The sequence below is a fragment of the Luteibacter sp. OK325 genome (assembly GCF_003050935.1).
Lineage (GTDB): Bacteria > Pseudomonadota > Gammaproteobacteria > Xanthomonadales > Rhodanobacteraceae > Luteibacter.
The window spans coordinates 705,660-718,695 of the sequence record NZ_QAOX01000002.1; the positions used below are offsets into that span (position 1 = coordinate 705,660).

The following is a 13,036-nucleotide window of genomic DNA, read 5'->3' on the forward strand; positions in this document are numbered from 1 at the left end:
GCTACATCACTTCACGGCAGCATCCAGCGCAGCGTCCTTGCACTGCCCTTTCTTCGTCAGAATCGGGTTGCAACGAACCGTCACGCCACCGGGGAATCCCACCGAGTAACCGTGCTCCGACGGCTCGCCCGCCGGGTAGTCCGTGCTGATCAGCTGCGCACCGCTTGCCAGGACCACGTCACGACGCGAACCGTCGTTCTTCAGGCCCTGCCCCTGGGCGGGATCGTCGGTACGCGCACGCACGATATAGCCACGACGCACCAGCCCATCGATGTCTTCGGCCGAGCACTCGTTGCATTCGGTGAAGGCAGCGTCCTCGGCGCCCGGCGTGGCGTTGGTGAAGATCAGGCGGCCACGCAGCGACGGATGGCCTTCGCTGTAGACACCTTCCATCTTCCGCTGATCGAGCAGGAAGACCACCTTGCCACGTGCCTTGTTCACGGTGGGCCAGCCACCCTGGCGCACGGCTTCATCCAGGCTCGCGTGCCCACCGCGCACATCATCGGGTACGACCATCTCGTTGCGCGGGAAGACCGAAGCGATCTCCGCATCCAGCGCATCGAACACGGCCGGGGTGAACGGCTCCGGTGTCACCGTCGGGATCTTCACCTTCAGCGGTTCCTGCTTGGTCTCGACCAGCACGAACAGGGGCGTGTGCCCCGGGTGCGCCTTCGACCACGCGCGAAGTTCGGCCAGGCACGCGGTGAACGGCTGGCAGGTGCTGCGCTGGTCCACGCCCTGGATGTGCATCACCTTGAAACCCGGCTTCTCCCAGGTGCCCGGCGCCGCCGTCGGCGGATCAGCCGGAAGGCCATTGAGCGCGATCATGTGATCCATCGCGGGATCGAGGTACAGGCCACCCTTGGCGTCCGAGAACACGTCCAGTTCCACCTGACGCACGCCGTCGTCGAGCTGGCGGGTCAGCGACGGATGGCTATAGTCGATCGCGAAGAATTCCTTCGGTGCTTCTTTCTGCATCACGCGCCTGGCGCTGGGCGCGAAACCCGCGTGATAACTGTTGTGCGTACCGATGACCTGGATCTGGTTGATATGGATCTCGCTCGTGGCGGCAAGCAACGACGCCGATGCGACAAGGGACGAGGCTGCAGCGAATGGCAGCAGGTAGGAACGTAGGGAAGCCATGAATATCCTCGGGTAGATCAGCGGCTATGGCGTTTGCAAAGGGCGAAGTCGGCGTCGGACAACGACGGCGGCGGCGAGGTCGTACCCCAGCGCGACGGCGTCGGACCCATTACCAGATCCAGCGTGCCGCCTCCGGCGATCTGGCCGTGGCGGAACCACGCGGCGTCGAGCGGCTGGCCATTGAGCGTGGCCGACTGCACGTAGCGGTTCGTGCCATCCGGCGTGAAGTTCTCGGCGTGGACACGGAAAGTCTTGCCACCGCCAAGATCGATCGTCGACTCGCGGAACGACGGCGTACCGATCAGGTACACGTCCTGGCCCGGGTTCGGATAGAAACCCATCGACTGGAAGGCGTACCAGCTGGACATGGCGCCGGAGTCATCGTTACCCGGGATGCCACCACGATCCGCGCCGAAGGCCCGATGCAGGAACGTGGTGACACGATCGGCGGTGAGGTCCGGACGGCCGGCCCAGATATAGAGGTCCGGGATCAGGAAGCCCGGTTCGTTCGTGATGTCGAAATGCAGGTGGTCGAAGACCGTATCCAGGCGCTTCACGAAGGCCTCGTTGCCGCCCGACATCGCGATCAGCTTGCGTACGTCCTGCGGGGCGTACAGCGAATACGTCCAAAGGTCCGCTTCATAGTAGAAGTCCGGCCACGTGCCGCGGCGGACCAGGTACTGCGGTGCCCAGGTGCCATCTTCATTGCGCGGACGAAGGAAGCCGGTGACGCCTTCCTGCTCGCTCGTCGCGTCCCACAGGTTCGCCCAGTTGCCGGCGTGCGCGCGGTAGAGCTTCGCTTCGTCGTCATGACCCAGGCCACACGCCACTTCAGCGATGCTGAAGTCGTTGTATGCGTATTCCACGGTGCGCGAGCCAGCGCGCTCCGTCGGCTGGGCCACGTAGCCGAGACGGTTGTACGTTTCCAGACCGCCACGTCCTTCCTTGCGCGCGTCGGCGGGCGCCACCGTGGCGTCCTTCACCATGGCCTTGAATGCCGTCGCGTAGTCGATGCCGGTGAGACCCTTGACGTACGCATCCGCCACCAGCACGTTCGCGTTGCTGCCACCCTGGGTACGACCGTTGTCGTTACCGACGCGCGCATCGGGCATGTAGCCGGCATGGCGGAAGGTATCCACCAGCGACCGCACGATATCGCGCTGCACGTCCGGCGCGATCAGGGTGAGAAGCGGGCCCTGGCTGCGGAACGTATCCCAGATCGCCTGGAAGTCGTCGTAATACGGCTCGGCGGACTTCCACTTCGGGTTCTCACCCGTATGGTCCGACGGCATCATCATCGTGTGGTAAAGCGCCGTATAGAACGTGCGGCGCTGGGTGTCGTCCGCACCGGCGATCTCGATGCGGCCGAGTGCCTTGTTCCATGCGGCAACGGCTGTCTGGTGCACGCCGTCGAAGTTCCAGCCGCGCGCCTCCTCCGTCGCATTGCGATGGGCCTGTGCCTCGCTCACGAAGGAAATACCGACCTTGGCCTGGATCGCCTGCCCGGCCTTCACCTGGTAATCGAACGAGGCACCGAGCGGCATGGCGCTGGTGGCGTGCACCGTCGACGACGCGCTCACGGTCTTGTCGAGCCATGTGCGTGTCGATGCCGCTGGTGTATCGACGATCATGTCCACGTAGACGTCATACGGGCCACCTTCGTTCCAGCCGCCGGCATAGTGCCCCACGCCGGCGATCTCGGTGGGCGAGACCACGCGCAGGTCGCCGCCCAGGAACTGCTGGGTCTCTTCCCCCGTACCCTTGTAGAGCAGGTCGAGGTCGAGCGTTACATGTCCGTCGCCGTCCTTGGCGAACGTATACCGATGCATACCCATACGCCGCGTGGCAGTCAGCTCCGCCTTCACCTGGTAGCGCGTCAGATCCACGGCGTAGTAACCCGGGCTGGCCATTTCATTCGCGCGTGGCGAATGGAAGGCGCCCGGTTCGAGATCGCCAGTGGTCGCAATCACACGAGCGTTCTCGTACTTGCCCGAACCACCGCTCAGGTGCAGGTGGGAGAAACCGCGAATGTCGCCGGTGCTCTGGAAACCCTTGCGATAGCCGTAGTCACGCACGTCAGGACCGACCTTCACCATGCCGAAGGGCATCGTGGCGCCGACGAAGACCTCACCGAACCAGTCCGACCCAATGAACGGGTCGACGTCGGTGGCATGATCGGCAGCCATGGCGGCAGGTGCCGCCATGGCCAGGGAAGCGACGGCGACCGCGAGGGTACGCCGTGCGATGGAGTTGAGACTGTGCATCGATGGACTTTCCTTTTAAGCCTGCCGATCAGAACGTGTAGGTAGCCTGCACGGTGTAGTTGCGACCTGCCAGGTAGTAGAAGGTCGGATCCTTGGCCAGGCCGTTGCCCTGGATGGCCGTGCGGTGGTCGAACAGGTTATTGGTCGACAGTTGCAGTCTCAGGTCAGGCGTGAAGCGATAGCCGATGTTGAAGTTGGTGTAGTTGTAGGTCGGCAGCTTGGTGTTCGGGTTGTACTTGGCACCACTGGTCTCGCCTGTGCCGGTAAAACGCGTGCCCACGTACTTGACCAGGAACGAGCCGTACAGCGGGCCCTGGTCGTAGATGAAGCCGACATCGGCCGTGGACATGGGCGAGTTGGAAATCTGCAGGTGCGTCGTCTTGGAGTACGCGCTGTTGATACTGCCGTTCGCCGTGAAGCTGAAGCCGGAATCGCCCAGGATGTGCGTCAGTTCACCTTCCACGCCCTTGTAGATCACGCCACCCTGGTTGGCGAACACGCTGATCAGCGAACCGCCCGGACCGATCGGCTCCTCGACGCTGCTCACCAGGTTGCCGAAGTCGATGTAATAGACATCGATGTCCGCCACGGTGGTCGGGGTCTTCCAGACCACACCGGCCTGGTAGTTCGTGGTCGTCTGCGGATCGATATGGCCGGCCGGACCCTGGATGATGTTGACCTTCGGCGCCTGGAAGCCCTTGGCCACCTGCGCATACGCCGCGAGGTTCGGCGAGAACCGGTAATTGGCCGCCACCGAGCCAAGCGTGGTGGCGAAGTGGCCATCACCGCCGACCGGCAGGAAGTTGGACACACCGTCGATCGTGCGATCGAACACGATCTGCTTCACACCCGGCACGATGCTCAGGTTCTCCAGCGGCCGCCACTCGATCTCGAAGTAGCTCTGCGTCGTATTGGTGTGCTGGTTGGTATCGATGATGTTGGCGTTCGGCTCGCCCTTGAGCACCTGCGGCGTCATCGTCGAGAGGTCGACCGTGACCTGGTCCTGCACCTGATAGGTGCGCTCGGCCCAGATGCCCGCCTTCAGGGTGCTCTCCAGCCAGTCGCTGCCGATGTCCTTCTCCGCCGTGAGGAAATCGCCGGCGGCGCGGTAACGGCTGTGGTTGATCGCACCGGGGACGCCACCGTTGGGCAGCAATGCGATGTTCGGCGTGTTGCCGAGCAGGTCCACGCCACCCGGACCGCTGTCACGCAGGCCGTAGGTATAGAACTTGTTGTCGATGCGCCAGCTGCCGTAGTCGCCATGCAGCTGAAGGTATTCGAAGTCCGCATGGCGGTCATCGATGTTGTAGTTGGCGAAGCCCTGCGAGGCGGGATCCTGGTTAAGGCCGCCGAAGTCCAGCCCGAGGATGTCCGTCCGCTTCTTCGGTTGAGCGGTAAAGGTGTTCCATTTCACCTTGTTGTAGTCGGCCACCAGAGTCAGCGTCGTGTTGTCGCCCAGCGGCTGCTTCACCTTGAACAGGATATTGTCCTGCTTGAAGCCCGCATCATCGATCAGGCCATTGGATTCGATATGGCTGTAATTGACCGACGCCTCGGTGCCGATCTTGTTGAGCACGCCCGTATTGCCGTCGCCGGCGACCTGCCAGGTCGCACCGCTGCCATACATGGCGGACACCTCACCGGACGGCTTGTCGGTCGTGGGTGCCGAGTACAGCGCCACCGTGCCACCGAAGGTCGCATTGCCGAGGTTGCTCGCCGTGCCCGGGCCGCGGTCGACCACCACCTTGTCCAGCGAGGGGCCCGGGAAAAACGCCGTCGTCGCATGGCCGAAGGCGCCCGGATCGCCGAACGGGATGCCGTCGAAGGTCACGTCGTACTCGCCATCCTGGAAGCCGCGGATGGTGCCGCTCTTGCTGGAGAAGCCCGCTCCGTTGGGGGATGCATTCACCGCCGAGGGCGTGAGCTCCAGCAACGCAAGGTAATCCGCCTTGGGTGTCGCGATCGTCTGGATGAAGTTCCGGCTCAGGACCGACTGCGGCTCGATCTCGAACAGATTGCCTTGCGTCGGCGCGAGTGCCGCCGCGCTGCCGGGCGGTGCGAGGTTAGGGTCGTCAATGCCGGCGGAAACCGCGACGCCCTGCAGGTTCGTCGTGTGTTTCGTGATATCCGCGTCCGTGGTTTCGGCGGCGGCGCTGATAGCGGCTGCGAGAGCAGCCAGACCAAATCCAAAACGTACAGCGTGATGCATTGCGTTGAAACTCCTGCCTGAATCGGCCGCGCGGTTACCCGCGACGGTCAGCTCTGTCGAGCCCGAAGGAATGGGATACGGAATGTTGGGGAGGGGTGGTGGAAAACAGTAGTTAACGCTACTGTTTGCATATGACAGAGCTTTGACGCTTACGTGGCACGCGACACGTTTCGTGCAGGTATCGCGCTGCAGCACGCACGCTGCAGCGAAATAAGTATCATCTGGAACCAATTTGTCTTCGTTCAAAATCACGAAGACGCTCGCCGAGGTCTACCCCATGAATAGCGCCACGCGTCGGAAGAAAGCCGATGCGCTTCCCGCGATCCCGCTGGACACCAAGCAACAACCGATGCAACAACGCTCGGTCGAAACCTTCGAGTTGATCCTCGAGGTCACCTCGCGCCTGCTCGGCGAAGTAGGCGTGGAACGTCTGTCGACGAATCTGGTTTGCGCGAAGGCCGGTATCTCGCCACCCGCGCTCTATCGGTACTTCCCGAACAAGTACGCCATCCTCAAGGAGCTCGGCGAGCGCCTGATGAAATGCCAGAACAAGGCGTACAGAGCCTGGCTGGAAGAGGAAAAGGCGCTCGACTACGACGGCTCGCGTGAAGCCAGCATTCGTGGCCTGCGTGACATGCAGGCGGCGATCAACGCGGCAACGCTCGCCTTTCCTGGCGCGGTATGGATCATGCGGGCGCTTCGCGCGGTACCCACGCTACGGCACATTCGTCTGGCCTCACACGACGACGTGGCGGAGACGAGCTACGAAGGCCTGCGCGATCGCTACCCGAGCGCCGACCCGGCCGCCCTGCGTGTTGCGATGCGCCTGTCCACCGAAGTGATGTACGCGGCCACGGAAATGGCCGTGGACAATCCGACGATGGACAGCCATATCATCAATACCGAGGTCGCCGAAATGGTCGTGCGTTATTACGACAAGTTCGTCGAGGGCGAAGAACGCTATGCGGCCGCCGTGAAGAAGAGCAAGGTCAAGCGCTCAGCTGCGACATCAAAGTCAGTGCGTTAGGTATCGCCTCGCCCCGCGCCGTGTTGTCGAAGATGCACCAGACGACGGCGCCCTTCTCCTCCCACGCCAAAACGACGTTGAGAGGTAGTTTCCTCATGAGAATGTGGAGCCGCCGTCATCCCTGCTTGTTTATAGTCCGGGCGAGTCTTCAGCTCGCAACGTGACTTCCGGCAGGGTATCCCACGCGCCACCGCGGTTACGCTCGGCGTTTCCCCTCCCCGGAACGCCATCATGCTTCGTGCGCTTGCCCTCGCCTGCTGCTTCGCCGCCCTTCCCGCCATCGCCGCGGACACCGTCCCGACCGCCGCCGAGAAGGCGCAGGGTTGGCAATCGCTTTTCGACGGCAAGACGCTGCAGGGCTGGCACTCCTTCGGTCAGAAGGGCACGGGCAAGGACTGGAGCGTCGTCGACGGCGCGATCCAGCTCGACCGTGATCTCAAAGCGCCCGACGCCGACTTCGCGGATCTCGTCACCGAGAAAGAATACGAGAACTTCGACCTCAAGCTCGACTGGAAGATGACTGCCTGCGCCGATGCTGGTGTGATCTTCAACGTCAAGGAATCGCCGAAGTACAAATACACCTGGGAAACCGGGCCCGAGATGCAGATCGCCGACCTCGTGTGCACCAAGCCGGACAGCTATACGCTGTACGAACGCTCCGGTGACCTCTTCGACCTGATCTCCTCGGACATCGAGAACGTCAACGAGCACGGCCACTGGAACGCCATCGAGATCATCGTCGACCACGGCCACGTGCAGTTCTTCCAGAACGGACACAAGACCGTCGACACCACCCTGTGGACGCCGGAATGGACCGCCCTTGTCGGAAAGACGAAGTTCGCGAAGATGGAAGATTACGCACGCTTCCACAAAGGCCGTATCGCGCTGCAGGGCGGCGAAGACAAGGGCGTGCCGCCCATCCAGATAGCGTTTCGCAACATCCGGATTAAAGAGCTGAACTGAGAGGCGGCCTTCAGCCTGCCACAGAAAAGTCGATCTCAACTTCGATCCTCGTGGCATTCGCCACGGGACGCACCTGATTGTTCGCCTCTTTCGACAGAGACACCAATCCGTACTGCGACATGTTTGCCAGCGTTCGAGAGAGGTTGCCTTGCTGACGCCCTGTGGTCCGCGCCAACTCGCTTACCGACGCCGGATGGGTCTCCTGGATGACCTTCAGAAGCCCAATATTCTCTGGGCTAAGGAGCTGAGCAAGCGCCTGAGTCGAGGTGATCCAAACCTTGGGGTCGTGGTCAGACGGCTTCAAAGCACCCGAGGCGATATCAATCGTCCTCTTGCGGATAGCCTCCTTCGAACTCACGCCAATCCGAAGCACCTTCTCTTCGACCTTGATTTCTTGAACCTCAATCATGACGGTATCTCCTTAAGGAGCGCAGCGTCCACAGCCTTCCAGAAATCAGCAACAAGCTCACCGGGGCTGTTGAACTCATAATGGACCGCTGATGGGTTGGGCCGTCCAGTGTAGACATGCTCGTGATCGAAGCTGATGACGCGTCCGGCGTACTTGTAAGGGCTTCCAGCAAGCGGAATGCCATGCGCATTGTCGAAGCCGAGAATTCGCGGCCCACCCGGTCGATGAAGGCTCAACGAGTAGCGGATACCGTGGGGAATCCGGTCTGTTGGTGTTACGTGGTGAACTTCAAACTTCACCCAATAAAGCTCATCTAGAATGACCCTTTCGCCATCGAGATTGAGGAGCGCATCGAGGTCGTTCTTTGTCGAACTCATGGTAACTATATCATCCGATGATATGAAGTCAAGCGAAGCACAGTCAGCTAGATCAACGTATCAAGACGACTTGAAGTTTTCTGTAGGCACAGCCCCTGAGGCACCCGTAAATCAGCCCGTTGTCGTACAGACGAAAAAAGCCGCGCTCCTTCCAGAACGCGGCTTTTTAACGAGATCAGAAATCCCTCCCCCTCGTCGATCAGCGCACGTAAGTAGCCAACACGGTGACGTTCTCCATGTCCTTGACCGCCGAGAGCCGCACGAACCACGTCCCCGCCACCGGCGCGTTGACGATCACGCTTTCGGTGTTGCCCGGATGCACGGAGCGCGCCGTAGCATCCGAGCCGTCCGCTGCCGGTGCCGCGCCTGCCTTGACGAACAGGGAAGCATCGCCGGTGCCGCCAATACTGCGAATGATCAGGTTCCGTGCCCCGGCCGGCACGTCGATGGAAAACACCGCGGACCCACCTGCCGCGCGCAATACCGGCGTGGAGAGCGCACCGGGTACGAGGACCGTGATCTGCTCGGGCAGCTGTACGCCGGTGACCGTGGCGACAGCCCGCTGGGCGTCGAGGATGCCACTGCCGACAAACTTGTCAGGCGTGCGCGGAAAGGGCCGTGTGCTCGCTGCCAGCATGGCCTTGATGTCGGAGGGTGCCGGCCGCGGCAGGCTCATCCGGCTTGCGGCGTCGAGCATCAGGGCGACCGTGGCCGCCACGTGCGGCGTCGCCTGTGAGGTGCCGGCCATGCCGGCATAGGTCACTCCGCCGTCTGCAATCGAAATCGGCGTGGTGAGCCCACTGTTGTACGCCGCCCAGATAAAGCCGTCGGGATTGGCGACGGTGCCGTTGGGTGCGTCATTCGTATAGATGCCACCGCCCGGTGCGGCCAGGGTCACCGTACTGCCGTAGTTCGAGTAAAACGCACGGCGCCCCGTGATCCCGGTGGCACCCACGGTGACGACGCCCGGGCAACTCGCCGGCGTGTAATTGGCCGCGTCATCCGAGGAATTGCCCGCGGCGACCACGACCGTCGTGCCAAGGCCGATCGCCAGGTTGATGGCGTCCCGCGTCACACTGTCGTCGACGCACGCGCCACCTCCGCCGAGGCTCATGTTGATGACATCGGCCCGATGGGTGTTGTCGGGAACGCTGTCGACCTGACCTCCAGCGGCCCAGACAATGGCGTCCGCGATGTCGGAGGTGTACCCGCCGCAATGACCCAGCGCACGGATAGGCAGGACTTTCGCTCCCGGCGCCACACCGGCTGTGCCGATAGCGTTGTTCGTCCGCTCGGCAATGACGCCGGCGACGTTGCTGCCGTGCCAGGTACTCGATTCGGGCGGGTGATCGATGTCCGTGCATTCGGAGAGCCATGGTTCTGCATTGGTCCAGTCGCCAAGATCCCAGCCGCCAGCGACACGTCCGTCGGAGACACGGCCAGAAACGAAGCTGTCCACAATGAAGTCGTATCCCGCCGAGGCGAGGTTCGTGTCGAGGTCGTCGTGCTCGGTGATGCCGGTGTCGATGACGGCCACGGTGACGCCGGTGCCATCGACACCGGGAAAGCTGTCCCACACGGCAGGCAGGTTCATGCCACCCGTGGCGTTGGTCAGGTCCCACTGGGCGACGGCGAAGTACTCATCGTCAGGCACCGCGGCAGCCCGATTCACCTTTGTCGCATGCATCATCAGGTCGGGTTCGACATGTAGCACGGCAGGATCCGCCGCGATGGCCCGCATCACGCTCGACGCTTCGGAAGAAGCCAACGCACGGGAGAACTTCACTACCGTGCCTCCGACCGCCATCTGACGCAACGCGCGAGCCGTGACGGGGACGGTACGGCCAGTCGTCGGAATGGCACGGGCAAGCGCCGCGGTGATGTTCTGCACAACCGCATCAGCACGCGTGCGCTCGTTGCTGCCGGCGCGGTAGCGAACAATGAAACGGTCGTAATGGCCAGTGGCCTGGATGCCGGTGACATCGGCCTTCCGGTCGGTCACCGCCGCTGCCGCACTCGCCGGGAAGGCAGTAAGGATGGCGAGGGCAAGCGCGGCGGGAATGAAAACACGAACAGGATTCATGATGAAGGTCCTCACAGGTCGACACCAAAGCCGATGCCGGCGGAATTCTCGGAGCCGCTGAAAGCGCCGCCGATGCTCATGCGGGTGCGTTCACCCAGTTGCGTGGCGTAACCGACCGACAATGCGCGCTCACCACCCTGGACACCTGCGCCAACGGCGACGCGTCCACCGGAGGTGCTCGCGCCCGCCGCGTTGATGGCCATCTGCGTGCTTGCGGCACCCATCGCGCCGATACGGTCGACGCGGCGGTCGATGGTGCGGAAGCGATCGTCGAGCTGACTCTTCATCGAGTCGAAGCGCTGATCGGTATACGCCTTGGCACTACCCAGCGTTGTTGCATCCTGGCTATCGGCATACGACTTCGCCGACTGGAGGGCCTGATCGACCTGGCCGACATTCGCGGCGTCGGTCGGCGTGGTGCCCGCCGCCACGTTGGTCACGCGGCGCTGAAGCGTGGCCGAGCCGACCGAGACCGAATCGGCGTCCGCCGCCACGGATCCCGCACCGAGGGCAACGCTGTTGGCGCCCGAGGCCGAAGCCCCCTGCCCGACAGCAGTCGCCGAGGGTGCACTCACATGGGTATCGGCGCCGATCGCAACCGCATTGGTCGCGGTCGCATCGATCGTCGCGTTGCTACCCACCGCCGTGCTGCCATCGGCGCCGACGGTGGCGTTCTTGCCGATAGCCGTGTCGCGGCCATCGGTCGCCATGCTTCCGTCACCCACTGAGACGCCGTTGCCGTGGCCATGCCCCGGACCCTGACCGCCGTTGCCGCCGCCCGCCTGCTGGAGATCTCGGATGCTGTTCAGCGCCCCGGTCAGCGATCCGTCGAGAGCCGCAAACGCGCCACCGACGTCACTATAGGCATTGCCCTGGATGAGATAGCTCGGTGCGGTCACGCCCTGGAGCCCGTAGGTCGCGCCACCGCCGAAGGCCGTGGCGATCGATGCGCCATTCTGTGACGCGCCGCCCGAGACCCCTGCAATGGCATCCGTGAGCTGCCCGACGTTGACCGCATCGGTCGCTTCACTGCCTGCAGCCACATTGGTGATCTGCCGGTCCAGCATGGCGTGCTGGAAGCCCATGCTATCGGTCCATGTCGTTGCCGCACCCACGGATACCGAGTTGTCACGGTCGGCCATGGAGCCCTGGCCAAGGGCCACGCTGTTGGTACCGAGCACCATGGCGTTGCTGCCAATCGCAATGCCGCCCAGGCCGAAGGCGCGCGAACCATCGCCGATGGCGATGGCATAGTCCGCGTCCTCGTCGGGCGACGCGCCGGCCGCTTTTGACTTGACGCAGATCAGGCAACCGCCAGGGTCGCCGGGATCGCCGCTGCCCGGCTGCGACGGCCGCTGTCCGCCAGTCATGGCGTTCGAACCCAGGGCGATGCTACCGACGCCGCGCGTCTGCGAATACGAGCCTGCGGAGATCGCGTAATCGTCCTGGGCCCAGCCGCCTCCGACAGCGAGCGATGCGTAGCCGTCGGCCAGCGACGCCGTCCCCAACGCGCTGGAGTTGCCACCATAGGCGTGTGCATAGGTGCCCACCGCGGAGTCGGCACCGAACTGGCTCGAGGCGATGGCAGCCTCACCGACGGCGAGCTGGTTGTCGCCGGTGGTGTAAGCGCCCGTGCCGATGGCGGCAGATCCCTCTCCCGACGCACGCGCGTTATTACCGACGGCGAGCGACCAGCGCGACGACGCCTCCGCGCCGTAGCCAATGGCCTCGGACAGAAGGTCGTCCGCATGCGCGTAGTTACCTATGGCCATCGACGCCGGGCCCGTTGCCTGTGCCTGCAGGCCAATGGCGACGCCCTGATCACCCGAGGCATTGGCTCCCACGCCAAGAGCGAGGCCATAGTCGGCCTGCGCCGTGGCACCGGATCCGACAGCGACACCCGCATAGCCACTGGCCGTGGTCGTCGCCTCGATCAGGTGATCCCCGGTGGGATCCGGAATGCTCGCAGCCCCGCCCAGCGCCATAGCGCCCGTATTCGACGAAACGCTGCCATAGCCGAGGGCCACGCTGCTGTCACCGGTGGCGGTGGCAAATGCGCCAATAGCAGACGCGTTGAGGCCGCCGGCAAAGCTGAAGGCACCAAGGGCCAGCGCATTGTCGGCGAAGGCCTGGCTTGCGTAACCAAAGGCGCTGCTGCTGTTGCCAAGCGCGCTGCTTGATGCCCCAATGGCGACCGAGCCCGTGCCGGGTTCCGCATAGGCGTCATCCGATCCATCATTCGCGCCATCAACGGCAACATAGGTGCTGCCGGCAGCGGCTGCCCTGGTCGCCGCAGCAACATGGGCCTTCGGAGTCTCCGCGGCCATGGCGAAGGCAGGCGCAGTCATGGCCAGCGCCATTGCAAAACGCAGGCGCCCGAACGTCTCAGGTAGTTGCTTCACTTCTAGCTCCCTAACGGAATTACACGTTGGCCCCGTCGGTTGCCCCCCGGCATCCCTCCCCGAACGGTGGCCCTGTGTCCTGTCTTTCCGGCATTGCGCCGGCCGTCACATCGTAGGGATGTCATCACCTCGTCACACGCACCGAGTGTCACCGATGCT

Annotated in this window: 9 protein-coding genes; 2 read left to right on the plus strand and 7 right to left on the minus strand. The window is 63.4% G+C overall.

The features are described from left to right. Window positions 1-6: 6 nt before the first annotated feature. Genes C8J98_RS06920 through C8J98_RS06930 form a run of 3 tightly spaced genes read right to left on the minus strand, consistent with a single transcriptional unit; the run spans window position 7 to window position 5,616 of the window. On the minus strand, window positions 7-1,143 hold the full coding sequence (locus C8J98_RS06920) for a phosphatidylinositol-specific phospholipase C1-like protein (protein WP_107912300.1): 1,137 nt from the start codon (window positions 1,141-1,143) through the stop codon (window positions 7-9). A gap of 17 nt (window positions 1,144-1,160) precedes the next feature. Next, window positions 1,161-3,407, minus strand: a complete 2,247-nt coding sequence (locus C8J98_RS06925; RefSeq protein ID WP_107912302.1) for a GH92 family glycosyl hydrolase — start codon at window positions 3,405-3,407, stop codon at window positions 1,161-1,163. Window positions 3,408-3,435: 28 nt separating this feature from the next. Next, the gene (locus tag C8J98_RS06930) at window positions 3,436-5,616 is read right to left on the minus strand and encodes a TonB-dependent receptor (protein ID WP_107912303.1); all 2,181 of its coding nucleotides are present in this window, start codon (window positions 5,614-5,616) and stop codon (window positions 3,436-3,438) included. Window positions 5,617-5,848: 232 nt separating this feature from the next. Here C8J98_RS06930 and C8J98_RS06935 point away from each other — a divergent pair, with 232 nt between their 5' ends. After that, complete coding sequence (locus tag C8J98_RS06935; protein ID WP_199229840.1) at window positions 5,849-6,643, plus strand: TetR/AcrR family transcriptional regulator; 795 nt, start codon at window positions 5,849-5,851, stop codon at window positions 6,641-6,643. A gap of 231 nt (window positions 6,644-6,874) precedes the next feature. Beyond that, entirely contained in the window at window positions 6,875-7,606 is a 732-nt protein-coding gene (locus C8J98_RS06945) for a DUF1080 domain-containing protein (protein ID WP_107912305.1), read from the plus strand. 10 nt (window positions 7,607-7,616) lie between these two features. Here C8J98_RS06945 and C8J98_RS06950 read toward each other — a convergent pair whose 3' ends face one another. From C8J98_RS06950 to C8J98_RS06965, 4 genes are all read right to left on the minus strand, one after another. After that, on the minus strand, window positions 7,617-8,015 hold the full coding sequence (locus tag C8J98_RS06950) for a transcriptional regulator (RefSeq protein ID WP_107912307.1): 399 nt from the start codon (window positions 8,013-8,015) through the stop codon (window positions 7,617-7,619). Then, window positions 8,012-8,392, minus strand: a complete 381-nt coding sequence (locus C8J98_RS06955) for a hypothetical protein (RefSeq protein ID WP_107912309.1) — start codon at window positions 8,390-8,392, stop codon at window positions 8,012-8,014. Before C8J98_RS06955 ends, C8J98_RS06950 begins: the two co-directional genes overlap by 4 nt. Window positions 8,393-8,591: 199 nt before the next feature. After that, window positions 8,592-10,475, minus strand: a complete 1,884-nt coding sequence (locus C8J98_RS06960; RefSeq protein ID WP_107912310.1) for a S8 family serine peptidase — start codon at window positions 10,473-10,475, stop codon at window positions 8,592-8,594. Window positions 10,476-10,486: 11 nt separating this feature from the next. Next, window positions 10,487-12,877 carry an adhesin gene (locus C8J98_RS06965; protein ID WP_146171572.1) on the minus strand — a complete coding sequence of 797 codons (2,391 nt, stop codon included), beginning with the start codon at window positions 12,875-12,877 and terminating at the stop codon, window positions 10,487-10,489. Window positions 12,878-13,036 lie beyond the last annotated feature (159 nt).

Excerpts from the sequence above, each read along its gene's own strand:
- C8J98_RS06960 (WP_107912310.1), bottom strand. The coding sequence starts at position 10,475 with ATGAATCCTGTTCGTGTTTTCATTCCCGCCGCGCTTGCCCTCGCCATC.
- C8J98_RS06920 (WP_107912300.1), bottom strand. The coding sequence starts at position 1,143 with ATGGCTTCCCTACGTTCCTACCTGCTGCCATTCGCTGCAGCCTCGTCC.
- C8J98_RS06945 (WP_107912305.1), top strand. The coding sequence starts at position 6,875 with ATGCTTCGTGCGCTTGCCCTCGCCTGCTGCTTCGCCGCCCTTCCCGCC.
- C8J98_RS06950 (WP_107912307.1), bottom strand. The coding sequence starts at position 8,015 with ATGATTGAGGTTCAAGAAATCAAGGTCGAAGAGAAGGTGCTTCGGATT.
- C8J98_RS06930 (WP_107912303.1), bottom strand. The coding sequence starts at position 5,616 with ATGCATCACGCTGTACGTTTTGGATTTGGTCTGGCTGCTCTCGCAGCC.
- C8J98_RS06925 (WP_107912302.1), bottom strand. The coding sequence starts at position 3,407 with ATGCACAGTCTCAACTCCATCGCACGGCGTACCCTCGCGGTCGCCGTC.
- C8J98_RS06955 (WP_107912309.1), bottom strand. The coding sequence starts at position 8,392 with ATGAGTTCGACAAAGAACGACCTCGATGCGCTCCTCAATCTCGATGGC.